Source organism: Treponema saccharophilum DSM 2985, from assembly GCF_000255555.1.
In the GTDB taxonomy this organism is placed as follows: Bacteria; Spirochaetota; Spirochaetia; order Treponematales; family Treponemataceae; genus Treponema_D; species Treponema_D saccharophilum.
The window spans coordinates 115,335-138,893 of record NZ_AGRW01000043.1 but is presented as its reverse complement, the minus strand read 5'-3'; the positions used below and the strand labels follow the sequence as shown (position 1 = coordinate 138,893).

Here is a 23,559-nt window from a genome sequence, read left to right as displayed (position 1 = left end):
AAAAGGCAATCGTCGCGGCTATAGCGACGGCATTGCACGAGAAAAACTAAACGTTTCACTTTTATTTTCAGGAGTTTTTAGAAAATGGCTAAGAAAATCGGTATTTCTGAACTTGTCCTTCGCGATGCTACACAGTCACTGCACGCGACACGTATGACTTTGGCTGACATGCTGCCAATCGCCCCCAAACTCGACAAAATCGGCTACTGGGCGGCCGAGGCCGTGGGGCGGCGCGACATACGATTCATGTATCCGCTTCCTCAACGAAGACCCGTGGGAGCGCCTCAGAAAGCTCCACGCGGCTATGCCCAACACGAAAATCATGATGCTCCTCCGCGGACAGAACCTCCTCGGATACCGCCACTACGCTGACGACGTCGTCGACAAGTTCGTCGAGACCGCGGCGAACAACGGCGTCGACGTGTTCCGCATCTTCGACGCATGCAACGACCCGAGAAACCTCGACCGCGCGACGAAGGCCGCTAAGAAGACCGGAAAGCACGTCCAGATGGCAATTTCATACGCTACGACTCCGTACCACACGAAGGAAGTCTACGCCGACCTCGCCAAGACATACGCCGATTTCGGCGCCGACTCAATCTGTATCAAGGATATGTCCGGCTTGCTCAAGCCGTATGAGGCATATGACCTCGTGAAGGCAATCAAGGCGAAGTGCGACCTTCCCGTTGAAATCCACTCTCACGCGACGACTGGCCTTTCTGTCGCGACGCTCCTCAAGGCTGCTGAGGCTGGTGCCGACGTTCTCGACACGGCGATTTCGGCCATGGCTATGGGTACTTCTCACTCTCCGACGGAGACTGTCGTCGAGATGCTCAAGGGAACTGAATTCGACACCGAGCTCGACATCGGCGCGCTCCTTGAGATTGCGGCGTACTTCCGCGACATCCGCAAGCACTATTCATCGCTCGAGTCTAAATTCCTCGGAGCCGATACGCGCATCCTCAAGTCTCAGGTTCCGGGCGGAATGCTCTCCAACCTCGAAAGCCAGCTCAAGCAGCAGGGCGCAAGCGACAAGATGGACGACGTTCTCAAAGAGCTCGTCAACGTCCACAAGGATGTCGGATACGTTCCGCTCGTAACGCCGACGTCCCAGATTGTCGGAACGCAGGCTGTCTTCAACGTTCTCTTCGGACGCTACAACAACATGACGGGCGAGTTCTGCGACCTCCTCACCGGAAAATACGGAAAGCTCCCCGCTGCTCCCAACGCCGACCTCGTCAAGAAGGCTTTGGAGAAGAACAAGATGACCGAGCCGCTCACCTGCCGCCCCGCGGACAAGATTGAGCCGGAATGGGACAAGATGGTCGAAGAGGCGAAGAAGAACGGCGGAAACGGCTCCGTCGAGGATGTCCTTACATACGCTATGTTCCCGAAGGTTGCGACGAAGTTCTTCGAGACTCGCGCCAACGGTCCTGTCGATGCTGAGAAGTCATTCGCGAAGAAGGAAGAGGCTCCCAAGGCTGCTGCTTCCGCAAACGGCTCTTACACTGTCACGGTCAACGGAACGGCATACAACGTCACGTCGAACGGCTCTTCAATCACGGTCAACGGAACGGCATACGACGTCGCGTTCGGCGCGCCCTCTGCTGCGGCTCCCGCTGCCGTTGCGACGACTGTCGGTGGAGAGGACGTGAAGGCTCCGGTCGCCGGAACGTTGCTCAAGCACTGCTTCTCTAACGGCGCTAAAGTTACCAAGGGACAGACAATCATCATCGTCGAGTCTATGAAGATGGAGCTTGAGATTAAGGCCGGTGCCGCCGGAAAAATCCACTTCATCGCTCCGACCGGAAGCCAGGTTTCTAACGGACAGAAAGTCGCCGAGGTTCAGTAATCGAATCGGGAGAATGAATAACGTTATGATTGATTTGCAGAAGAATTTCAAAAGGCAGGTTCTTGGTGTCTCTCTCGCTGTGATGGGCGTCGCGTTCGTTCTCAGCGTGGGCAGCCAGGTTCTCGCCCAGACGTCGGAGACCGCTCCGGCGCAGGCTCAGGAAAAAGAGGCTCCGGCCCAGGATGCTTCGAAGCACGGGCTTTCCCGCGTCATAAAGGGAACGGAGACATGGGGCGACGAGCACAACATCGACCCGGGACGCTTCCTCAGCGGCATCTGGAATTCCACGGGAATCTCTAAGATGACGAAGGAGAAGGGCTCGTCGGCAAAAACTGACGAGAACGACGTCAACTTCCTCAAGCAGCCGACGACTCAGGAAGAGTACAACAAGCTCGTCGAGGCGGCTGATTCAATGTCCGCTTCCGACAACAACAAGCCCAAGACAATCGTCAACAAGCTCCGCTTCGTCCTTCAGGGCGACCCGAACGCGAACGACGAAATCCTCCACGATGTAATCGAGGAGGCTGAGAACCACACGACAGATTGGGGAACGGCTCCCGGATGGCAGTCGTTCATCATGATGGCAATCGGATTCCTCATCGTCTATCTCGGTGCGGGACGCGGTTTCGAGCCGCTCCTCCTCATCCCGATTGGATTCGGAACGATTCTCGTCAACGCTGTCGGCGCCGGAATGGGCAACCTTCCCGACGGAATGCTCGCCATCATCTACAAAGCGGGTGTCGGAAACGAGTTCTTCCCGATGCTCATCTTCATGGGTATCGGCGCGATGACGGATTTCGGTCCCCTTATCGCGAACCCGAAGACGGCGCTTCTCGGCGGTGCGGCCCAGTTCGGCGTGTTCTTCACGCTCTTCGGTGTAGCCGTCATGAACATCTTCGGATTGAACTACAACATCATGCAGGCGTGCGCTATCGCAATCATCGGTGGCGCTGACGGCCCGACTTCAATCTACGTTTCCGGAAAGCTCGCTCCAGAGCTTATGGCAGTCATCGCCGTCGCCGCGTACTCTTACATGGCGCTTGTCCCGATGATTCAGCCGCCGATTATGAAGCTCCTCACGACGAAGAAGCAGCGCATGATTCACATGCCAAACCCGAGGCAGGTTCCCAAGGCTGAGCGCATCCTCTTCCCGATGATGCTTCTCCTCCTTACGATTCTCCTCCTCCCGCCGGCAGCTCCGCTCATCGGAATGCTCGCGTTCGGAAACTTCGTGAAGGAATCTGGTGCGGCACAGCGCCTTTCAAAGACGATGGAGAACGAGCTTATGAACATCGTTTCCATCCTTCTTTCTCTCGGAGTCGGCTCTCAGATGACCCCGGAGAAAATCATCAAGGGCGAGTCAATCGGTATCATCGTTCTCGGTCTCGTGGCGTTCGGCGTCGCGACTGCCGGCGGTATCTGCATGGCTCACATCATGAACCTCTTCATGCCGAAGGGAAAGAAAATCAATCCGCTTATCGGTTCTGCCGGCGTCTCGGCAGTACCGATGGCTGCCCGCGTTGCCCACAAGGTCGCGCAGAGCGAGGATCCTTCAAACTTCCTTCTGATGAACGCGATGGGACCGAACGTCTCCGGCGTCATCGGAACGGCTATCGCCGCGGGCGTGTTCATCGCGACCTACGGAAACCTGTAGCCATAGCCTTCGCATGGCGACGTGATAACGGCGCCGTGCGTTCGTCCGGCTGACAAAAAAGGGTGCGCGTCCTGAAAAATGGATGCGCACCCTTTTTTCTTGCTCCGTTTTTTTGGCGGCGTTTTCTAGCCCCAGTTCTCGATACGTATCGTCGAGGAATTCATTTCGGAGGCCTTGTCCACGACTACGTGGGACTTTATCTCCATCTCCATTGCCTCCACGTGCGAAATCAGCCCGACCATGCGCTGACCCTGGATTTGCGTCAGCGTCTCGAGCGCCTTGTCGAGCGATTCCGGGTCGAGCGTGCCGAAACCTTCGTCGATAAAAATCGAATCGAGCCTGATTCCGCCCGAATGGTTGCAGACAACGTCCGTCAGCGCGAGCGCGAGGCTTATCGATGCCTGGAACGTCTCTCCGCCCGAAAGAGTGGACGGCGGGCGCGTCTTTCCGAGCGAATAGTCCTCAATCGCAATGTCCAGCCCCTGCTTTCCCTTCGAGCCGCCCGTCTCAATCCTGAACATGTACCGACCGCCGGAAAGCCTGAAAAAGCGCTCGTTCGCGAATTCGACGACTTCGGAGAAATACATCGCGAGAATCCACGACGAGAACTGCGTCTTCTTCGGGTTTTTTCCGGCAAGGTCGTTCGAAAGGCGGATTGCCGCGCCCTCTTCCTTCTCGATGCGCGCGCGGCGCTCGACGGCGGCGGAAAGAATGCCGCGCTTGTCAATCATCCTTTCCATCTCCAGCGTCTTCTCCGCTTTTTCGTTGTCCGCCGCCGCTTTTTCGTTCCGCGCCTTTTCCCGGCTGTCCCTCAAGTCCGAAAGCAGCCGTGCCAGCGATTCCTCGTCGTCGTCGGAGCCGACCGACGCGATGATTGCGTTCTGCGCGCTCAGCTCCGATTCCCATCTGCTGATGCGGTTCTGCGCCGCTTCCTTCTCGCCGTCGCCGAGCAGCCATTTCCGGGCATCGTCGGCCGATTCGAATTCAGTCTCCGCGATTTTCTCGTCGAGCGCCGACGTCGCTTCCGCTGCATCCGCTTTTGCTTGGGCGAGCCGTTCCCCGCAGTTTTCGAGGAGCGCTTCGTCCGTTTTTACCGTTCCGCGCGCCGCCGAAATCATGTCGTCGAACGATTCCACCTGCGCGCGCGCCTCCGCGATGCTCGCCATAATGGATTCGAGGCGGAGCTTGAGCGATTCCTTGTCCGTTCCGTGCGAGCCGTCAATCGTTTTTTTCGTTTCCTGAAGGATTGTCGCGGCTTTTTCGGCTTTTATGCTCAGCTCGCTTTCCGTTTTCGCAATTCCCGACACTTTTTCGGCAAGCTCGGAAATCTTCGCGGCAGAATCGGCCGCGCGGGAATAACGGCTCTCGGCGTCGTCGAGAAGCGCGATGGCATTGCCGAACGCGGATTCCGCCTCCTTTTCAGAAGGAATTGTCCCGTCGGCATCGCGCTCAATCTGAGAAAGCGCCGCCTTTTCTGCGTCAAGCGTGCTCTTCACGGAAATCAGCTTTGCGTTTGCCGCCGCTGCTTTTTCTTCCGCCGTCGCGACGTTCGCTTTTTGCGCGGCGATTTTATCCTCGAGGCTCGTTCCGCCTTCCTTCGCCGGGAACGGATGCTCCTTCGAGCCGCAGACGGGGCAGGGGATGCCCGGCCGCAATGCCCGCGCGAGGACCGATGCCGCGTTGTTGCGCTCGAACGCCGCCTGCTGCGCCTCAAGGCTTTCGAGGATTTCCTTCGTCGCGGCGAGGTTCCTGTCGGCCTGCTCTTTTTCCGCCGCCGAGTCAGCCTCGGCTTCCGTCAGAATTCCTATCTGCCTGCGCCGTTTTTCCGCCTCTCGCGCCGTCTTGAGCGATGTCTCGGAGCGATGCTTCTCGCCCTCAAGGTCGCGCACTTTTTCGAGAAGCTTCTGGGGGACGCTTTCGGGGGAAATGCCGCCGATGCCGGACTCCTCCGCAATCGCAAGGAGCGCTTCCCGCTCCGTTTCTAGCGCGCGCCTGTCCGCCGCCGCCGCGTCCCTGAAACGCGCGAGCTCGTTTTCCGCTCGCGTTTTCTCTTCCTCCGCTTTCGCGAGCGATTCTAGCTTTTCGATTGTCGCGCCCGTCGATTCCGCATCCCGCTCGTAATCGCGGATTTTCCCGCGCTTCTCCTCGTTCTCCTCCTCGCGTGCCGACAAATCCTGCTCTGCCGCTTTCGCATCGCGGAGGTTTGCTTCCGCGCGCGACACGTCATTTTTCGCGTCAACGAGCGCTTTTTCCGCGCGCCCGGCATTCGTGATGAGCGGCGCGATTTTCGACGCGCGCTCCGCTTTTCCGAGCATCTCCCGCGTGCGCTCGATATCCGCCCGCTCCGCCTCGAGGCGCGTGACGGCTTGCTGTGCCGCCGCCGCTTTCCGCGTGTTCGAAAGGCGCTCGTCCGCGCGCGCGATTTTTTCCGTGGATTCCTGGATTTTCGCGTCGAGTTTCCGGCTTTTTTCGGAAAGCACGCCTATCTCGGAAGACAATTTTCCGATTTCCTCCGAAAGCACGGGGATGTTCGCCGCGCCGCCGAGGTCTGCTATGGTGTCCTCCGCCTTCGACAGCTGCTGCTGCGCCTCGTCCGCGCGATTCTTGATTTTCTGTGCGAGGTCGTCGAGCTCTTTCTGTGGGAACAGCGTCTTGAGCGCTTCAGTCCGTTCGTTCGAGTTCATCCTTAGAAAATTCGCGAATTCCCCTTGCGGAAGGATGACGATTTTGCTGAAGTCGCTGAATTTCAGCCTGATAATTTCTTTCTCAATCTTGTCGGAGATTTCCTTCTGGTCGCAGTACGCCTGCCATTTTCCGCCGTTGAGGAACTGGAGCGAGGATTCGGACGGCTTTTTTGAAACCGTCCCCGATTTCGACGTGTGGTCGGTGGGGAGCGTTCGCCTGATTCTGAATTTTTTCGCGCTTCCGTCATGCCCCGTCACGGAGAACGTGAATTCCACGAACGCCTGCTCGCCGGGCGCCGCGAACGATGAGCGCATCTGCTCCTGGGTGAGCTTCGAGCGCGAGCCGGAGTATTTTCCGTAAAGCGCGAACGTCATCGCGTCGAAAATCATCGTCTTTCCGCTTCCCGTCTTTCCCGTGACGAGGAACATCGCGCTCACGCTCGTGAAATCGACTGTCTCGTCCATGAACGGTCCGAAATTCACCATCCTCAGTTTTTCTGGCTTCATTTTTCCGCGCCTCCGTTTCTCATCTCTCCTATCGCTTCCGCAAAAAGCGCGATTTCTTCCTCAAGCTGCTCCGCGCTTACCGTATGGTCGTCCTCCGGGTGCATGTCGCGCACGAATTTCCTGAACAGCCCGACTTCCGAGTCGCCTTGCTTCATCGCAAGCTTGCGCCGCTCCTCGAAATCGGAGCCTCCGCCCGATGCGCTCCGCTCCCTCACGAACGAGAGTATCCGCGGGAACGTCTCCAAAAGCGCCCGCTTCGGGTTCTCGGAAAGCGTGCTGTCCGTGCATTTTATCTCGACGTAGCAGTCCCGGTACTGCGCCCATTTTTTGTGCGCGTCCTCTCCGATGAAGTCGCTGAACTTGCCCGAAAGGCGGATGAGGGGATGGAGCGTCCTGACCGGAATCCGCTCGACCGAATCCGGCTTTTCCGTGTCCGTTCCGATTTCGACGGAGAGGAAGCATTTGTCGGTGTTGTCGTCGAACGAATAGGCGAGGGGGGAGCCGGAATAGAATATGTTTCCGTTTTCGCCGAGCTGCTGGTATTTGTGGATGTGCCCGAGCGCCGTGTACGTGAAGCCGCTGAACAGCTCCCTGTCTATCGAAGACGCCGTTCCGACCGACAGGAAATGCTCCCCGTCGCTTTTCCCGTAGACGGTCGCGTGGGCGCACACTATTGCGGGCATTCCGGGGTGTTTTTCGGCGTGGCTTTTCCTTATAATCTCCGTCGCGCGCTCGAAAAGACGCTGCTGCGTCCTTGTCTCCTCGTCCGGGAAGCTCGTCTGCAGGAGGAACGGTATCTGGTAGACCGCGACGCCCGAGACCATTACGGCGTCGCCCGTTTTTGCGGCGTCCGTCGCTATGTGTATGTTCGATTTTTCGAGGAATGACGAGGCGAATCCGAGCCGGGCCGGGCCGTCGTGGTTTCCCGAGAGGATGAATACGTGCGCTTCCGGAAAATCACGGCTCATTCTGCCGAGAAAGTCGTCGAGCAGGGAGACAGCCTTCGCCGGGGGCACGTTCCTGTCGTATATGTCTCCCGGGATTATGAGCGCGTCGTACGGTTTTCCCTCCCGTTTCGCGTCCCCGAAAATCTCGTGAACCTGCTCCATGAACTGTTTCTGGTCCTCCTCAAGGGAAACGTCGTAGAGCGTTTTCCCGAGGTGCCAGTCGCCTGAATGTAAGAATCTCATGATAGTGAGATTATGATTTTTCTCCCGTGCCGTCAAACGTTTTGGCCGACTTCGCTGGTGAAAATGTCGTCGCCCGGAATCTCGAACGTGCGGTTTCCTTTTTCCGTCGGAATCGTCAGCCTGAACGCGCGGAGCTGCAAACTTTTTATCCCGATTTTTCTCGCGAGCTTGTTCTTCTTGAAGTCGCCGTGCTTGTCGTCGCCCGCGATGGGGGCGGATGACGAGGCGAGGTGAATTCGTATCTGGTGCATCCTTCCCGTCCCGAGCGTGAGCCGTATCTTCGTGAGGATAATCGTATCGGTCCGCTCGTTCCCGTCCTTGTCCTTCGACGCGATTTCGAATTCCTTCTCCGCGACGACGCTGAACGATGTTTCAGCGCTGAGTTTCCGCCCGTCCTTGATTACGTCCGCCCGTATCGTTCCCTTCCGCGCTGGTTTTCCGCCAACTACGGGAATCCCGAAGCACACCGCCTCGTATTCCTTCCGCGCCGCCTTTCCCGCTATCACCGACGTCCATTTCGCGGCGGCCTTCGCCGATTTCGCGACTATCATTAGGCCGCTCGTCTCCTTGTCGAGCCGGTGCACGAGGTGGATTCTGTACCCGAGCTGCTTCGAAAGCTCCTCGTCCATCGGATGCCTGATTCCTTCCCCGCCCTGGACGGAAACGCCCGCCGGCTTGTCTATGACGATTATCTCGTCGTTCTCGTATAGTATTGGAATGTCCTTCATTTATATCCCCCAACTTGTCGAAAAAAAATATGGTTGCCTGCGGGAAACAGTAGCAGACTTTTGATACAGCCTCTACTGCCCGCTCGCCTTTGTCATGCACCGGAGGTTTTTCATGAAAAAAATCACGGCAGCCGTCTGCGCGCTGCTTTTCCTTTTTCCCGCCATGTCCCATGCCGCCCTCGTGAGCTCGGGAAAATACGGGTACACGGTCGATTTGCCGGAAGGGTTCTCGATGGCGGACGGAACGGAGGACGAGTCCCTGTTCCTCTTCGCGTCGGACCGTTCCCCCGTGTCCGTTCTGCTCGTCGCGGGAGAATGCTCTTCCGGCGCGCCCGAATTCCTCGCGTCGACCCTTTCCAAGCTCGGTTCGTCCTCCGTCCCGGAAAAAGTCGCGTGGCGGAGAAGGGAATGCGCCTTCTGCGAATTCGGGATGAGCAACGGCGCTCTTTCGTCGCGGAATCTAGGCGTTGCCGTCTGCGCGCCGCTTTCGAAGGAGGGAACGTTCGCCTGCGTGATTTCGTTCTGCCCGGAGGAATCGTTCGGCGCGTACAGGGATTTGTGCCTTTCCGCGGCGGATTCCCTGTGCGTCGACGAGGGAAGCTTCCGCGTTCCCGGAATCGTCGCGGAGCATTTCGTCCCGCGCGGAAAATCCGTCCCCCTGAACATGCGCGTCTCCGGCACGGAAATCGCGACGTCCGTCTGCGAGAACGACTCCGCGGCGAACAGAAGCGTAATCGACAGGGAATTCTCCGCCTTCAAGCGCACGCTCGGAGACGGGGTTTGCGGGAACCTCGCGCTTGCGGCGTGGCAGCGCTTCTACCGTGCCGTTGCCCGGGACGCGCTCGGCAGGCTTTCCCGCGTGGCGTTCGATGTGCAGGCGGCGCTCGAGGATGCTGCCGCGGAAAAGGACGCGGAAAAACCGGACGCCGCCGTGGCTCAGATGCTTCTCAGCTGGGCGCAGGATTTGAGGTACGAGCGCCGTTCCGCCGACGTCGACAAGGCGGATTTCAGCGATGTCGTCTCCGTTCTGAGAGATTGCGGGAGTGATTGCGACAGCAGGAGCCTCCTCCTTGCCGTGTTGCTCAAGAACATGGGAATGGATTCGTGCTTCTTCGTCAGTTCCGCGTATTCGCACGCGCTCCTCGGAGTCGTGCTGGACGGAAAGCTCGGGCAGGCGATTGAGATTGACGGGAAGCGATACCTTCTCGGCGACACGACCGTCCGCGGGCTTACGTTCGGGCGGATTGACGCGACGCAGGCCGACAGGTCGAAATGGCTCGAGGTCGAATTCCCGTTCTGAAAAAGCCACGTCCCCTCGCAAAAAAATGGACCTGTTCCGAATATGTTTTTCCGAACAGGTCTGATGAAAAACCGCGGCGCTGATTTCCGCATCTTGGGAACCGTTCCCGAAAATGCGTCCGCGCCGTGCCTTTGTTACTCGTTCGTGAGAATCTCGTATGCTTCTGTCGCGTCCGTGCTCTCGAGAAGCTTGTCGCGGATTTCCTTCTGCTTGAGCTTCGAGCTGAAGAAGCTGAGCGTCTGGAGGTAGTACGAATGCTGGTTCGATGCCGCCGCAATCATGATGAGGAGGCGCACCGGCGTGTCGTCTATCGTCTGGAAGTCGAGCAGCTCGTTGCGGCAGATTCCGACGCTCATCACGAGGTCGGTTATGGACGCGAGCCGCACGTGCGGGATCGCGATGCCGCGCCCGATAGCCGTCGACATAAGTTCCTCGCGCTTTATTATCTCGCGGACAAGCTCCTGCTCGTCCTTTATTTGCGGCGCCGTCCCGAGGTTTCCCGCAAGCTCGACGAGCGCGTCGTGTTTCGTCGCGTGGTCGATGAACACGATTCTGTCGGGCGAAAGGATGTTCCGCACGAGAATGCGCTGCGGTGCCTCCGCCGCTTTCGGCGCGTTCGAGAGTTTCTCGTCGACCCATTTCTGGATTTCCGATTTCTTGAACCGCCAGACAGTTCCGATTTTTCCCGCGGGAATCTCGCCTTTCTGTGCCCAGTCGTAAACGGTGCGCTCGGAAACCCTGAGCGCGGTGGCAACTTCCTCTATTGTCATGATTGAGAATGCATCTTCTTCCATAGTCAAAATTATCCTCGTGTTGTTTTCATTATGTTGATATTTGTTGCAATATTTTGCAAAGTTTGCGTTTTGTTGTCAAGTTGTGCGGGTTTTTGAAGGTTTTTGCGCTTTATCCGTGATTGCTGACATCTATTTGTATTTTTCCGAAATTTCGGTTCGTTTTTCTTTGAAGGGCTTTTCAGCCCGCTCTTTCTGCCGTTGCACTTTCCCGTCATTTCGTTTGCGGATTTCCTCCCGCGCTTTTCGTGCCGGCTTTTTCTTCGCGTTTGCTTTATCAATGTGCGGGATTTCTTTATAATTCTGTTCCGCTATCTTTATGGGGGCCGCGCATCTTTTCCGTCCGCCGCGCCTCCAGAATAAATCCAATCGAGGAATTGTTTCGCATTATGAGAGAAGAAGAGATGAACCCCGGGCTCGACAGCGCAAAAAAGAAGAAGCGCTTTGCCGTCATACTTATCGTTGTTTTGTGCGTCGTTTACGTTCTCTGCGCCGTCCGCCCCCTTTCGCGGGAGATTCATTTCATTCCGGTCTGGACGATAGACGCGTACAAGAACACGAAGAACGACAAGCTGTCCGAGCGGCTTTCCGAGGCGGATGCCTCCGCGTTCGAGGGCGCGATTGCGTACAAGATGGGGCAGACTGCGGGCTACTTCACGAGAAGCGGGATAATCCTTTCATCCGTGACTTTCCCGTACAAGGCGGTCATCTCGCAGAGCTGCTATTCGCTTTACGACACACATTCGTCGCGCATCCCCGTATATTCGCCGGACGGGGCGAAAATCGCCGAGATTAAGCAGACGGGCTTCCCTTATTTTGACGGCGGCCGGACGTTCCAGTTCCTTCCGGGAGGCTCGTCGTTCTCGCGCCTTTCGGAAGACTGCTCCGTCGAATGGACGTACGAGGGGTTTGCCCCGATAACCGCGTTCTCCTCGTCCGACAACGGCGTGCTCGTCGGTTTCGCGGACGGGAACCTGATTCTTTTCGGCCCCGACGGAAAGAAGGAATTCGATTTCGCGCCGGGCGGAAGCGACATTCCCGTCATTCTCGGCGCGGGGCTTTCCGCTTCCGGAAAATACATCGCGTCGGTCTCGGGGCAGGGCGGGCAGCGGTTCGTCCTCGCGGAGAAGCGGAACGGGATGGCGTCTGCCGTCTGCCACAAGACGCTCGAGAAAGAGACGACGAAGCAGGTCATCGTCAAATTCAGCAGGAACGAGGATTACGTCTATTACAGCTACGCCGGCGGACTCGGAATCGTCGACTGCGGCACGCACAAGCATTCGACGATTCCCATCGAGGGGAACATCCTCTCGATTCAGGAGGATTCCGACGGGACGATTTTCGTTCTGAGCCGCCTCGGGAAGAATTTCACTGTCTCCGTCGTGGAGCCGTTCGACGTTTATTCCGGCTCGTTCTCGTTCGATGCGGAAACCGCGTTCATGTCGGTGCGCGACGGCTCGCTTTTCGTCGGGCACGACTCGAAGATTTCAAGGATTGACATAAGGCACAAATAGGATTCGCTATGAAAAGGATTTTGAAAATTGGCGCGTTTTCCGCGCTTGCCGCGCTCGGTTTTTCCGTCGTCGCGTTCGACTGGCCGCAGAACGCGATTCTCTCCGATTCGTTCTACTCGTATTTCGGGCAGCTGCGCGGCGGGAGGATGAGCCAGTCGCTCGTCTTTTCCGACACGGAGAACGTCAGCATTGCCGATGACGGGAACGTCGTTGTCCTTTTTACGGAGCACGGCGACAGCGATATTTTCGAAAGCACGCTCGGGAACGCCGCAGTCATCGCGCACGATGACGGGATGCTCACGGTTTATGCGAACCTCGACAGCGTGGAGCAGATTGCCGACGCCACCGAGGTCAAGGCGGGAACGTCGCTAGGCGTCACCTCGAATTCGGGATGGCAGGAGGGATTCGCCTGCCTTGAATTCCAGGTCGTCGATACCGTGAACAAAAGCTTCATAAACCCGCGCGTCCTCATGCCCCGGACGGGCGACGAGATTCCGCTCGAATTGAGGAACGTGACCGCCGTCAACAAGGCGGGAATATCGTACGGACTTGGTTCCGTCAAGACGCTCAACGCAGGCTCGTATATGATTTACAACGAGCGGCAGGATGTCGCCATCCCGTACAAATCGACGATTTACATAAACGGCGTCGTCGTGGAGTCGCTCCAGTACAGCGTCCTCTACGAGGTCGACGGGAAGCTCTGCGTCAAGGGGAAGAACCTCCACCCGCTTTCGACCGTCTATCCGAGCAGCGACAGGCAGTTTCTGGGCGAGATTTCCGTCCCGCGCGGGCACAACGAGATTCAGGTCGTGATTTCCGACATTCTTGGAAAGGAATACGTCTCGACGTACATAGTCGATGCCCGCTGATGTTGGGGAACGAAAAAAAACGCGCCTTTTTGGGGCGCGTTTTTTTGTCTTTCCGTGTTTTTGCGGCAGGCGTTCCCGCCGTCAGCTCTTGAAGCCGACGGTCGCCTTTCCGCTCTGGATTTTTTCCGTCCTGCAGTATTCGAGGACGGTCTCGAACGGGGGAACTTTTCCGGTGAGGATTTCGTCCATCGTTATTTTCCTGACGATGTTGGCGATTTCTCCGCCCGCGAACGAGAAGTCCATCGCGAGCTTCCTTGCCTGCTCGTCCGTGAGCCAGCCGAGGTTGCTCTTCCATATCTTCGACTTCACGTCCGCGTTCGGCTTCGCGAATTTTACCTTGAACAAAAACCGCCGCTCGAACGCCGCGTCGAGGTTTCCCTCAAGGTTCGTCGTCGCGATGAGGATGCCGGGAAGTCGCTCCATCTCCTCGAGAAGGATGTTCTGTATGGTGTTGTCCACGCGCCCGCCTCCGTTCGACTGGATTTCGACCCGCTTGCCGAAAATCGCGTCCGCCTCGTTGAACAGAAGGATGGGGAACAGCCCGCTCCCTTTTTCCGCGCTCTCGCACATCTTCCTGTAGTCGGAGAACAGCTTGGAGAATTTCTGCTCGGTCTCGCCGTACCACTGCGAGCGCATGTTGCCGATGTCGACGTGGAAGACGGCGCGCCCGGTCTTTCTCGCCATCTGGTAGACGGTCTCCGTCTTTCCCGTGCCCGGCTCGCCGTAGAATATCGCGCAGATTCCTTTCGGGAGCTTCCGTTCTGCAAGGCGCTGCTGGAGCGCGGAGAGGTTGTCCTTCATCAGCGAGTTCGTGAGCTTCCCGACTTCCGCCTCGTTCTCCGGCATGTAGAAAAGCTCCTTCTCCTGAATTTTCTCCGGCGACTTGAGCTGCTTGTCGCCGACTTTTTTCTGGTAGAACTTTCCCTCGTCGCCGAGAATCAGCTCGAACGCCTTGTCCGTCAGCGAGACGGTCGAGTCCATCATCGACGCCTTGTTCTCGAACTGCACGAGCTCCTTCGCGAAAAGGACGTGCGTCTCGTCCATGAACGAGCTGAGGAGCGCCTGCCTTCCAGCGCTTTCGTCCGTGTTCCTGTTGACGAGCACCATGAGGTCCACTTCCGTGTTGATGTGGTTTATCATCCCCGCGGCGACATCGTAGAGGAGCGTCCTGTCCTGTATGTCCGGGAGGAGCTTCTTCACGTTCGCGAGAGTCTTTACGTTCTTGTGCGCGCGCTCCTTGCTTTTGACGGAATCGTAGAGCGTCTGGATTTTCGCCCCGGAATCCGCACGCTTGTCGCCGAGCTTCTCCACCTGATGGATGAACGTCTGTATCGTGAGGTTCTCCTGCGTCTCCCTCGGCGGGACGGGCTTGTTCGCGACGACGGCATCGACGACGTACGCGGGAATCTTGTAGAACGGGCGCGAATACACGTCGTCCGGCGGGTCGCATTCCTCGATGTACCCGCGCTCGACGAGCAGCTCGAGCTCCCCGTGCGACTGCATCACGATGAGCGGGTTGCACTGGTAGAAGTCCGCGAGCGTGTAGTAGGAGACCGGCCTTCCCGTGTTGTCGAAGTACATCGTGAACAGCGACGCGAAAATGACCGCCTGAATCTCGTTCACGTCGAGGTACGCCTTGAGCTTCTCCACCGAGTCGCCGAACACTTTCGTGTCCGGCGGCATGAAGTTGCTTTTCCTCAGCGATATCACGATTGTCGATATGCTGCTGAGGATTCCGCTCGTCCGTCCCGTGAAGTCCCCCTTCCGCGGACGCCCGCGCCTGTGGAAGGGGCGCACCGCTTCCGGCTCTCCGCCGTCGCTGCCGCCGTCCTCGGCCCCGTTCTTTTCGTCTGCCTTGTCGAGCTTTTCCGCAAGCTCGTTTATCATATTTTCGATTTCGTTTTTTCTTTCTTCTTCCATTTCCATCTGGTTCTTTCTCCGTCTAGTCTGTCGTTGAAGTTATGATTATATCTTCTATTTTGATTCTGTGCATACCCGCGATTTTTGTGCGGCGGGAAAAGCGAATTTTTTTTGCGCGTGATGCGGATTTCTGTTGAATCTCGCCCTGATTAGGTATATAGTTCACGCATCGTGTTTCTATACATAGAAACAAAGCGGAGGAGATTTGCATATGGCAAGAGATGACTCAATTTATTTTTCGGTTCCCTGCGACAGGTACACGCCTTTCTCGCTTGCCAGGAAGATAGGCGCCAGCGCTATATTGGAGAGCGCGAGCTTTGCGCGGGGCAGGGAGCGCTACTCGATTATAATGACGGAACCTGCGTTCCATATCGTGCAGGATGATGACGGGGTCGCGTTCCTCATAGACGGGAGGCGGCTGCCGTACAAGGCGCGGAACACGACGGGCGAGACGATTGCCCCGGGAAGCCGCGTCCTCCATACGCCCGACATACTCGACGCGCTCCTTTACGTCGCCTCGCAGAACGACATGAGCGTCGTGAACAACGAGGACGGGACGCGCTCGCCGAACAGCATTCCCGTTCCCGCGTCCGGGCTCGGCTATCTTTCCTACGAATTCGCGGCGCGGTGCGACACGATAGACATGGCTCCCCAGACGGACGAGCTTCACGTTCCCGAAAGCGAATTCATAGCGGGGCACATCTACATAATCTTCGATCATTTCACGGAAAAGCTCCACGTCTTCGCGCTCAACTACAACGAGCACCAGATTGACCTCGACAAGGCGGTTGCCGACCTCAAGGCGCGACTCGGCGACATGGATTTCACGTACCTTTCCCGCCCGGAGGAGCGGAAGCCGGTGCGCGTCATCACGAACCTCGAGCAGAGCGAGCGCGAGTACAAGGAGAAGGTCGTCGAGATAAAGAAGCGCATAATCGCGGGCGACCTCCTTCAGGCTGTCCCGAGCCGCCGCCTCCAGTTCGAATGCGCGTCGTCGGCGCTCGAGATATACCGCCGCCTCCGCAGCGTGAACCCGAGCCCGTACCTCCTCTACATCGATTTCGGCGACAGGCAGCTCGTCGGCTCAAGCCCCGAAAGCCTCGTGCGCGTCCGGGACGGCGTCGCGTCTATCCGCCCGATTGCGGGGACAAGGAGGCGCGGCGCGAATTCTAAGGAGGACGAGGCGCTAAAGGCTGAGCTTGTCGGCAACGAGAAGGAGCGCGCGGAGCACCTGATGCTCGTCGATTTGGCGAGGAACGACCTCGGGCGCGTCTGCGAGAACGGAAGCGTCGATGTGACGCGGTTCATGGACGTCGAGTATTTCAGCCACGTCATGCATATCGTCTCCGACGTGCAGGGGAAAGTCCGCGAGGGCGTCAAGCCGATTCAGGTTCTCCGCTGCGCGTTCCCTGCGGGCACCGTTTCCGGCGCCCCGAAGATAAACGCCATACAGATTCTGTCGCGCCTTGAGAAGACAAAGCGCCGGTTCTATGCGGGCGCCGTCGGCTACATACAGTCGAACGGCGACCTCGATTTCTGCATAGCGATACGGTGCGCGCTCCGGCAGGGGAATGTCTGGAGCCTTCAGGCGGGCGGCGGCATCGTCTATGATTCCGACCCGGACAGGGAATGGGAGGAGACGAACGAGAAGCTCGGCGCGCTGCGCTCCGTCCTTGAGGGCGGTTTCGATGCGTGAGGAAAATCAGGAGGAGTGAGATGATTGCTTTCATAGACAACAAGGATTCTTTTTCGTTCAATATCGTGCAGTCGCTTGAGCGCGTTTCCGGCGACGAGGTGCGGGTTTTCCGCTCGGAGGAATGTTCCGTCGCGGATATCGAGAATGCGCGCCCGACCCACATCGTCGTCGGCCCCGGCCCCGGAACGCCCGAGCAGGCGGGAATCTCGATCGAAGCGATACGGTATTTTGCGGGCAAGCTTCCCGTCCTCGGGATTTGCCTCGGGCATCAGGCGATAGGAGCCGCGTTCGGGGCGAAGATTGTCGGCGCGAAGTACATCCGCCACGGAATCGTCGAGACCATGGCGACGGACGGCTGCGGGCTTTTCAGGATTGTCGGAAAAAGCGGGACGTTCACGCGCTACCATTCGCTCGTCATCGACGAGTCAACGCTTCCCGCCGAATTCGAGGTGACGGCGCGCGCGAAGGACGGCGACATAATGGGAATCAGGCACAAGACGATGGTCGTCGAGGGCGTCCAGTTCCATCCCGAGTCCATCGCTTCGGAGTCCGGCGACTCGATATTCAAGGCGTTCCTCAACTACCGGCGCGAGAACCTTCCGCACGCGAAGATTCTCAACCAGCTTATCGCGGGCGAGAGCCTCACGGAGGAGCAGGCTTCGTCGTTCATGGATATCCTGACGTCGGGCATGATGGACGAGCGCGTCATGTCTGCGATTCTCGTCGCGATGGCGGCCAAGGGGCCCGTCGTCAGCGAGATGGTCGGCTGCGCGCGCGCGCTTCTCAACAAGAAGAAGTGCCTCCCGATAGATTCCGCCGGGCTTGCGGAGATTGTCGGAACAGGCGGCGACGGGAAAGGCTCGTTCAACATCTCGTCTCTTTCCGCGATTTGCGCGGCGTCCTGCGGCCAGGTGATGGCGAAGCACGGCAACAGGGCTGTCTCGTCGAAAAGCGGCGCCGCCGATTTCTTCGAGAATCTCGGCATAAAGATAATGGCGACGCCGGAGCAGACCGCCTCCCTTATCAAGAAGACGGGATTCGGCTTCCTCATGGCTCCGGTCTACCATTCGGCAATGCGCTTCGCCGCTCCCGTCAGGAAGGTGCTCGGGATAAAGACGATAATGAACATTCTCGGGCCGCTCCTCAATCCGGCGGGCGCGGAAATCGAGGTTCTCGGCGTCTACTCGAAGGATTTGCTTGAGGATTATGCCCATGCCGCGAAAGCGCTCGGGGCAAAGCGCGTGATGGTCGTGACGAGCGAGGACGGGTACGACGAGATTTCCCCGTGCGCGCCGACGCACGTCTACCAGATTGACGAGAAGGGGCGCGAGAACCGCTATGTAATAAACCCCGCCGATTTCGGAATCGATTACGCTGACGAGGACGAGCTTTCCGGCGGAAGCGGCGCGGAAAACGCCGCGCTTGCCATGGACGTGCTGAACGGGCGCGGGCGCAGGACGATACGCGCCGCCGTCGCGCTCAACACGGCCGCGGTCCTGTATCTCGGCGGCAAGGCGAAGACGCTCAAGGAAGGCTTCGCGATGGCTGCGGGGGCAATCGACAGCGGGAAGACGCTCGGGAAATTGCGCGAGATTCTGGAAGTGTCGGCTTCATTCTGAAATCCGAAAGCGGCAAATCTTCTGGATTGAAGCAGATTTGCCAAAAAAAAGGAAACGGGGCTTCGCGTTTTTTTTTGCGGGCCCCGTTTCCTTTCCTGTCGCATCGGGTGCGGATTATGCGTCGAGCTGCGGAATGTGGACGAGCCATTTTCCGTTTATCTTCTTGAAGAAGTAGTATATCAAATCCTGGTCCTCCTGCACCTCAACCGCCTTGACGTATGAGTCCGACTCGTACCTGATTTCCGTAATCTGGCTTTTCTGCCGTGCAGGGACGAATATGTACTTGAAGTAGTCCTGGAGCGTCTTTAGCTGTATTCCCTTCACGGGCATCCTGTTCTGCGCCTTTTTGAGGTTCCCGCTTTTCGACCAGTACGTCTTCGATTCCTGGTCTATGTAGCGCGTCCATGCGGCGTAGTTCTTCTCCTTCATTATGACGGAAAGCTCGGAAATCATCGCCATTATCGCTTTTTTGTCAGCCTCGAACGTGTCCACCGATATGTTGAGGTTTCCGACGGAGCGGGAATATTCGTCGGTCGCCGTTTTTTTCGGTTGCGGGGCTGCTTCCGGCTTTTTCGTTTCCGCTTTCGGGGTCTCCTGTTTCGTCTGCGCCGGCTGGACGGTTTTCTCTGGCTCTTTTTTCTCGGCCTTTTTCGGCTCCGTCTTCTTTTTGGGCGGCCTGTACGTGTCGGGGTTCTGCACCTCTCCCGGCCCCGCCCATGACGACATTCCCTGCGCCGCGAACGCGCTGTTTGTCAGGAAAATGATTCCCAGAATAGCTATTATCTTCCTTTTCATCGCAATCCTCTTGTTAAAATTGATTTGATTATAACTGATTTTCCGCTAGAATGAATAACCAGCGTCCGCCTCGGGTTTCGGTTGCCGAACAGACGGCGCATCTATTCTACTAAATTGACAAAAAGGAAAAAAGTTATGCCAAAAGATATCCTTAAAGAGATAATCGACCGGAGGAAGGCTGACATCGGCAGGCTCGGGTTCTGCTTCGGGTGCCGTATTCCGGAAAAAAGGCAGCGCGCCGTCCATCCGTTCATAGCCGAGCGCGGCGCCATCCTCGAGGTGAAGCGGGCGTCGCCGAGCAAAGGCGACATCGCGCCGTCGCTCGATGCGGGGGAGACTGCGCGGAAGTACGCAGAGGCGGGCGCGCGTGCGATTTCATGCCTTACGGAGACGAACTACTTCAAGGGAACGCTCGTCGATTTGATGGACGTCTGCGCCGCTGTCGATTCGTTCGCCGGAAGCACCGGGAAGGAGCCGCCTGCCGTCCTTCGCAAGGATTTCCTTCTGTTTCCCGAGGAAATCGACGTCGCCTACAGGGCGGGCGCCGACGCCGTCCTCCTCATAGCCAGGATTCTGTCCGCGGAGGAGCTTCTTTCCATGGCGGAGCGGTGCGCGTCACTCGGGATTTCGGCGCTCGTCGAGGTCAGGACGGAGGATGATGTCGAGAAGATGTCGTTCGTCATGAATCGCGTGGGGAACGGGAACTTCATTTGCGGGGTGAATTCGCGCGACCTTCGCGATTTTTCCGTCGACACGCTGATTCCTGCCGCCATGCTCGGGAAAATACGGCGTGCCGTTCCCGGCGCGCGCGTCGCCTTCGAAAGCGGAATCCTCTCTCCCCAGGCGGCTGCGTTTGCGGCTCGGATGGATTTCAGCGCGATTCTGATGGGGGAGGCCGCCGCGAAGAATCCCGACAATGTGCGCTCGTTCACGGATGCGTTCGGCTCGGCGCGTGCGGGAATCGGCGGCGCGAACTGGGTTCCGCTCGCGGAGGAGGCGCTTTCGGGGAATCGGAAGCGCCCGTTCGTCAAGGTATGCGGAATCACGAGGGAGTCCGATGCCGTCCTCGCCTCGTCTTTAGGCGCCGATTTTCTCGGCTTCGTCATGTGGTCCGGCTCGAAGAGGAACGTCCGCGGCGATGATGTGAGGCGGATAAAAGATGCGCTCGTCTCGTCCGGCGCGCGCGTTCCCCGTCTCGTCGGCGTCGTCGTCGATGTGGGCGGCGGCGAATGTGCGGATGCCGTCTCGCTCGTCGAGTCGGGCGTCCTCGATTTCCTTCAGGTGCATACGCTCGCTTCCGCGCGCGCCTTCGTCTCCGACCCGCGCCTTTGCTCGCTCCCGCACTACTGCGCGGTCAACGTCGCCTCCGCCGATGACGTGCGCGACGCCTTGTCGCTCTTCGCCCTCGGGGAGCCGCGCGTCCTGATAGATGCCTCGTCGCGCGACGGAATCGGGGGAACGGGCGTCCGCGTTGACGGGAGCCTCGTGCGCGATTTCTCCTCGTCCCATAAGCTTTGGCTTGCGGGCGGGATTTCCCCGTCTAACGTCCGCTCTGTCGTCGCCGAGTTCTTGCCCGAGCTTGTTGACGTGTCGTCCTCGCTTGAGAGCGCGCCCGGAATAAAGGACGAAGGGAAGATGCGCGAATTCTTTTCGAATTTGGGGTGAGCTATGACTGAGGAAGAATTCCTTCGCAGCTACAATATCGGCGACTATGAGCGCCCGAGCGTCACCGTCGACGTCGCGGCGTTCGGCGTCAGCGGCGAGAAATGCGAGTCGTACCGGAAGGACGGGAACAAGACTGTTTCGCTCCTCCTTGTCCGTCGCGGCTGCCATCCGTTCAAAGGATGCTGGGCGCTGCCCGGAGGGTTCCTCCGCCCCGGAGAGACCGTCGAGGAATCCGCATTCCGCGAGATAAAGGAGGAGACCGGATTCGTCCCGAGGAGCCTGATGCCGATAGGCGTTTTCAGTTCGTCGGGAAGGGATCCCCGCGGCTGGATATTATCGAACGCGTTCGTCTCGATTGTCGGGGAGGAGGGCGTCCGGGCGTCCGGGGGCGATGACGCCGATGAGGCGCGGTGGTTCCGGTGCTCGCTTGACGATGAGGGCGGCGGTTTTTTTGGGCTTTTCCTTTCCTCCGGCGACATTTCGCTTCGCGCGCGCCTTGAGCGGACCGCCGTCCTTTTCGGGCGCTCGCAGTTCAGGATTGCTGACGGCGGCGGGCTTGCGTTCGACCACGCGCTCATAATAGCGACGGCTTTCTCGATTCTCCGGGGCGTCGCTGAGAATTTCGACGTGCTGTTCGATTTTCTTCCCGAGAAATTCACCCTGTCGAGCCTTCAGAAAGTGCAGGAATCGATTCTCGGGGTCAGCCTCCAGCCCGCGAATTTCCGTCGCAAGGTCGAGCGGTTCGTGGACGAGACGGACGAGTTCCAGGGCGGCGCGGGGCACCGTCCTGCGAAGCTGTTCGTCAGGAAGGCGCGCCGATGAGGGGGATTTCCGCTCTCGCGCTCGCGTTTCTCCTCGCGGCGGCGGCTTTTTCGGAGGAGCTTGTCGTCTACCGTCCGCAGAACAGCGCGGACATAAACGCCGTCCGCTGTTGGATACGCGTCGAGGACATGGACGGGAACGACGTGACGTACAAGAACGCGCGGGCGGCGTTCGCCTACATGGATCGTCCGGACGTGCTGAGCTGGTACCGGCGCTCGTTCTATCTTGAGGGCGGTATGGCGTGCCATCTGTACCTCGACCCGGGAACGTACCGGATTTCCGTCTACACGCCGAAAAGCCACGTCGAGTGCTTCCCGCTTCCTGAGCGGCTGCGGACTGACTGGGATTCCGATTCGTTCGTGTACGATTCCGGCATAATAGAGAATTCCGTCGACAAAGACGACGCGAACCTTCTCCGCGTCATTTTCGTCTCTCCCGTCGCCGACGAGAACTGGTTCTACAAGCCGCGGTGGCACGTCGATTACCGCGCGCCGTCATATCTCAGAAACCGCGACCCGCAGTTCACCAAGCCGTATCGGTAGCCGCGATTTTTCTCCCGCAGCAGCTTTTCTTTTCGCTTCCCGTGTTGAACAATTCCCCCCATGTCGTTAGAATGTCGATGTTTCTATATATAGAAACAGAAATAAACGGAATTCACGGAGAGGTTGTGATGGCATGTTCTGAAAACGGTTTTTTCGACAAGTTCGGAGGCAAGTACGTGGCGGAGGTGCTCCGCCGCCCGCTCGACGAGCTTGAGGTGGCGTTCGGGGAGGCTATGGCTGACGAGTCGTTCCTGGCCGAGCTTTCTGAGATTCAGCGCGACTACATCGGGCGCGAGACCCCGCTTCTTTTCGCAAAAACCGCGACGGAGATTCTCGGCGGCGCGCAGATATACATAAAGCTTGAGGGGCTTGCCAACACCGGCGCGCACAAGATAAACAACGCGATAGGTCAGTGCCTTCTGGCGAAGCGGATGGGGAAGAAGCGCATCATCGCGGAGACGGGCGCCGGTCAGCATGGCGTGGCGACGGCGGCGGCATGCGCGAAGCTGGGGCTTGACTGCACGGTCTACATGGGCGAGGTCGACGTGCGCAGGCAGCAGCCGAACGTCGCAGCGATGGAGCTGTACGGCGCGAAGGTCCATTCCGTCACGTCGGGGAGCAGGACGCTGAAGGATGCCGTCAACGAGGCTATGCGCGACTGGGCTGCAAATCCGGACACCACCCATTACGTCCTCGGAAGCGCGCTCGGGCCGGCTCCTTTTCCGGATATCGTCCGCACGTTTCAGGGCGTCATCGGGCGCGAGGTGAAGCGGCAGTCGGAGGAGCGGAACCTTGACGTCGCGGCTCTCATCGCGTGCGTCGGCGGCGGCTCGAATTCTATCGGATTCTTCTCTCCGTTCATCGACAGCGACTCCCCGCGGCTTATCGGCGTCGAGGCCGGCGGAGTCGGGCCGGGCGTCGGTGAGAATGCGAGCCGCATGACGGGAAATGCGGGGCGCGACGGAATCATGCAGGGATACAAGAGCCGCTTCCTGCTCGACGACGACGGGCAGGCGCTTCCCACTCGCTCCATTTCTGCCGGCCTCGATTACTGCGGTATCGGCCCGCAGCTGGCGGCGCTGGGAATGAGCGGCAGGATTGAATTCACGAGCGCCCTCGACAGCGAGGCTCTTGATGCCGTCAAATTTTTCGCGAAGAACGAGGGCGTGCTTTTCGCGCTCGAAAGCGCGCACGCCGGCGCGGAGGCAATCAGGCTCGCGCCGACCCTTCCCAAAAACAAGGCGATAATCGTGAACATGAGCGGGCGGGGCGACAAGGATGTTTTCATCACGTCGCCGGTTTTCCGCCCTGCCGAGTGGCTTTCGTTCCTTCACGCGGAGATTGACCGCCTCGAGGGCAATAAGGACATCCACGACGCGGAGCGCATGGGCTGACGGCGCTTCGTCTTGTG

General features: G+C 58.5%; 16 protein-coding genes and 1 pseudogene. 11 read left to right on the top strand and 6 right to left on the bottom strand.

The features are described from left to right. The first annotated feature begins 84 nt into the window (after positions 1 to 84). Together oadA and TRESADRAFT_RS06125 are read left to right on the top strand one after the other, a co-directional pair. Positions 85 to 1,852 (top strand): annotated as a pseudogene (gene oadA, locus TRESADRAFT_RS06130) (sodium-extruding oxaloacetate decarboxylase subunit alpha). A gap of 13 nt (positions 1,853 to 1,865) precedes the next feature. Next, on the top strand, positions 1,866 to 3,506 hold the full coding sequence (locus tag TRESADRAFT_RS06125; protein ID WP_002703862.1) for a sodium ion-translocating decarboxylase subunit beta: 1,641 nt from the start codon (positions 1,866 to 1,868) through the stop codon (positions 3,504 to 3,506). A 125-nt stretch (positions 3,507 to 3,631) separates the two neighbouring features. On the opposite strand, the gene TRESADRAFT_RS06120 is transcribed toward TRESADRAFT_RS06125, so the two are convergent. From TRESADRAFT_RS06120 to TRESADRAFT_RS06110, 3 genes are read right to left on the bottom strand one after another with little or no spacing between them, the layout of a single operon-like run. After that, entirely contained in the window at positions 3,632 to 6,697 is a 3,066-nt protein-coding gene (locus TRESADRAFT_RS06120) for an AAA family ATPase (RefSeq protein ID WP_002703854.1), read from the bottom strand. Beyond that, positions 6,694 to 7,887 (bottom strand): exonuclease SbcCD subunit D, encoded by a 1,194-nt coding sequence (locus TRESADRAFT_RS06115; protein WP_002703852.1) that lies wholly within the window; start codon positions 7,885 to 7,887, stop codon positions 6,694 to 6,696. Before TRESADRAFT_RS06115 ends, TRESADRAFT_RS06120 begins: the two co-directional genes overlap by 4 nt. Positions 7,888 to 7,919: 32 nt before the next feature. Further along, a complete protein-coding gene (locus TRESADRAFT_RS06110; RefSeq protein ID WP_002703848.1) occupies positions 7,920 to 8,615 on the bottom strand; it encodes an RluA family pseudouridine synthase in 696 nt (231 codons plus the stop codon). A 112-nt stretch (positions 8,616 to 8,727) separates the two neighbouring features. On the opposite strand from TRESADRAFT_RS06110, the gene TRESADRAFT_RS06105 reads away from it, so the two are divergent. Beyond that, positions 8,728 to 9,915, top strand: a complete 1,188-nt coding sequence (locus TRESADRAFT_RS06105) for a hypothetical protein (protein ID WP_002703847.1) — start codon at positions 8,728 to 8,730, stop codon at positions 9,913 to 9,915. Between the two features lie 134 nt (positions 9,916 to 10,049). Here the strand turns inward: TRESADRAFT_RS06105 and TRESADRAFT_RS06100 are convergent, their stop codons facing one another. Further along, positions 10,050 to 10,709 carry a PTS sugar transporter subunit IIA gene (locus TRESADRAFT_RS06100; RefSeq protein ID WP_002703846.1) on the bottom strand — a complete coding sequence of 220 codons (660 nt, stop codon included), beginning with the start codon at positions 10,707 to 10,709 and terminating at the stop codon, positions 10,050 to 10,052. Positions 10,710 to 11,095: 386 nt separating this feature from the next. On the opposite strand from TRESADRAFT_RS06100, the gene TRESADRAFT_RS06090 reads away from it, so the two are divergent. After that, entirely contained in the window at positions 11,096 to 12,220 is a 1,125-nt protein-coding gene (locus TRESADRAFT_RS06090) for a hypothetical protein (protein WP_141607205.1), read from the top strand. 8 nt (positions 12,221 to 12,228) lie between these two features. Next, positions 12,229 to 13,089: a M23 family metallopeptidase gene (locus tag TRESADRAFT_RS06085; RefSeq protein WP_002703844.1), complete on the top strand. Its 861-nt coding sequence runs from the start codon at positions 12,229 to 12,231 to the stop codon at positions 13,087 to 13,089. An 81-nt stretch (positions 13,090 to 13,170) separates the two neighbouring features. Here TRESADRAFT_RS06085 and TRESADRAFT_RS15035 read toward each other — a convergent pair whose 3' ends face one another. Beyond that, a complete protein-coding gene (locus TRESADRAFT_RS15035; RefSeq protein ID WP_002703843.1) occupies positions 13,171 to 15,015 on the bottom strand; it encodes an ATP-binding protein in 1,845 nt (614 codons plus the stop codon). Between the two features lie 205 nt (positions 15,016 to 15,220). On the opposite strand from TRESADRAFT_RS15035, the gene TRESADRAFT_RS06075 reads away from it, so the two are divergent. Both TRESADRAFT_RS06075 and TRESADRAFT_RS06070 read left to right on the top strand, forming a co-directional pair. Next, positions 15,221 to 16,705 (top strand): anthranilate synthase component I, encoded by a 1,485-nt coding sequence (locus TRESADRAFT_RS06075; RefSeq protein WP_002703842.1) that lies wholly within the window; start codon positions 15,221 to 15,223, stop codon positions 16,703 to 16,705. A 20-nt stretch (positions 16,706 to 16,725) separates the two neighbouring features. Then, positions 16,726 to 18,324 carry a bifunctional anthranilate synthase component II/anthranilate phosphoribosyltransferase gene (locus TRESADRAFT_RS06070; RefSeq protein WP_002703841.1) on the top strand — a complete coding sequence of 533 codons (1,599 nt, stop codon included), beginning with the start codon at positions 16,726 to 16,728 and terminating at the stop codon, positions 18,322 to 18,324. 114 nt (positions 18,325 to 18,438) lie between these two features. On the opposite strand, the gene TRESADRAFT_RS06065 is transcribed toward TRESADRAFT_RS06070, so the two are convergent. Continuing rightward, the gene (locus TRESADRAFT_RS06065; RefSeq protein WP_002703840.1) at positions 18,439 to 19,119 is read right to left on the bottom strand and encodes a hypothetical protein; all 681 of its coding nucleotides are present in this window, start codon (positions 19,117 to 19,119) and stop codon (positions 18,439 to 18,441) included. A gap of 135 nt (positions 19,120 to 19,254) precedes the next feature. Between TRESADRAFT_RS06065 and trpF the strand changes: the two genes are divergently transcribed. The 4 genes from trpF (at position 19,255) to trpB (ending at position 23,542) form a co-directional block, all read left to right on the top strand. Then, a complete protein-coding gene (gene trpF / locus TRESADRAFT_RS06060; RefSeq protein WP_002703838.1) occupies positions 19,255 to 20,784 on the top strand; it encodes a phosphoribosylanthranilate isomerase in 1,530 nt (509 codons plus the stop codon). 3 nt (positions 20,785 to 20,787) lie between these two features. After that, positions 20,788 to 21,606: an NUDIX hydrolase gene (locus TRESADRAFT_RS06055; protein ID WP_002703837.1), complete on the top strand. Its 819-nt coding sequence runs from the start codon at positions 20,788 to 20,790 to the stop codon at positions 21,604 to 21,606. Beyond that, positions 21,603 to 22,148 carry a hypothetical protein gene (locus TRESADRAFT_RS06050; RefSeq protein ID WP_002703836.1) on the top strand — a complete coding sequence of 182 codons (546 nt, stop codon included), beginning with the start codon at positions 21,603 to 21,605 and terminating at the stop codon, positions 22,146 to 22,148. Before TRESADRAFT_RS06055 ends, TRESADRAFT_RS06050 begins: the two co-directional genes overlap by 4 nt. Before the next feature lie 128 nt (positions 22,149 to 22,276). Next, positions 22,277 to 23,542, top strand: a complete 1,266-nt coding sequence (trpB, locus tag TRESADRAFT_RS06045; RefSeq protein ID WP_002703835.1) for a tryptophan synthase subunit beta — start codon at positions 22,277 to 22,279, stop codon at positions 23,540 to 23,542. Positions 23,543 to 23,559 lie beyond the last annotated feature (17 nt).

Bases quoted from the DNA above. Each gene is read 5' to 3' on its own strand.
- TRESADRAFT_RS06125 (WP_002703862.1), top strand. From the start codon at position 1,866: ATGAATAACGTTATGATTGATTTGCAGAAGAATTTCAAAAGGCAGGTT.
- TRESADRAFT_RS06120 (WP_002703854.1), bottom strand. From the start codon at position 6,697: ATGAAGCCAGAAAAACTGAGGATGGTGAATTTCGGACCGTTCATGGAC.
- TRESADRAFT_RS06115 (WP_002703852.1), bottom strand. From the start codon at position 7,887: ATGAGATTCTTACATTCAGGCGACTGGCACCTCGGGAAAACGCTCTAC.
- TRESADRAFT_RS06110 (WP_002703848.1), bottom strand. From the start codon at position 8,615: ATGAAGGACATTCCAATACTATACGAGAACGACGAGATAATCGTCATA.
- TRESADRAFT_RS06105 (WP_002703847.1), top strand. From the start codon at position 8,728: ATGAAAAAAATCACGGCAGCCGTCTGCGCGCTGCTTTTCCTTTTTCCC.
- TRESADRAFT_RS06100 (WP_002703846.1), bottom strand. From the start codon at position 10,709: ATGGAAGAAGATGCATTCTCAATCATGACAATAGAGGAAGTTGCCACC.
- TRESADRAFT_RS06090 (WP_141607205.1), top strand. From the start codon at position 11,096: ATGAGAGAAGAAGAGATGAACCCCGGGCTCGACAGCGCAAAAAAGAAG.
- TRESADRAFT_RS06085 (WP_002703844.1), top strand. From the start codon at position 12,229: ATGAAAAGGATTTTGAAAATTGGCGCGTTTTCCGCGCTTGCCGCGCTC.
- TRESADRAFT_RS15035 (WP_002703843.1), bottom strand. From the start codon at position 15,015: ATGGAAATGGAAGAAGAAAGAAAAAACGAAATCGAAAATATGATAAAC.
- TRESADRAFT_RS06075 (WP_002703842.1), top strand. From the start codon at position 15,221: ATGGCAAGAGATGACTCAATTTATTTTTCGGTTCCCTGCGACAGGTAC.
- TRESADRAFT_RS06070 (WP_002703841.1), top strand. From the start codon at position 16,726: ATGATTGCTTTCATAGACAACAAGGATTCTTTTTCGTTCAATATCGTG.
- TRESADRAFT_RS06065 (WP_002703840.1), bottom strand. From the start codon at position 19,119: ATGAAAAGGAAGATAATAGCTATTCTGGGAATCATTTTCCTGACAAAC.
- trpF (WP_002703838.1), top strand. From the start codon at position 19,255: ATGCCAAAAGATATCCTTAAAGAGATAATCGACCGGAGGAAGGCTGAC.
- TRESADRAFT_RS06055 (WP_002703837.1), top strand. From the start codon at position 20,788: ATGACTGAGGAAGAATTCCTTCGCAGCTACAATATCGGCGACTATGAG.
- TRESADRAFT_RS06050 (WP_002703836.1), top strand. From the start codon at position 21,603: ATGAGGGGGATTTCCGCTCTCGCGCTCGCGTTTCTCCTCGCGGCGGCG.
- trpB (WP_002703835.1), top strand. From the start codon at position 22,277: ATGGCATGTTCTGAAAACGGTTTTTTCGACAAGTTCGGAGGCAAGTAC.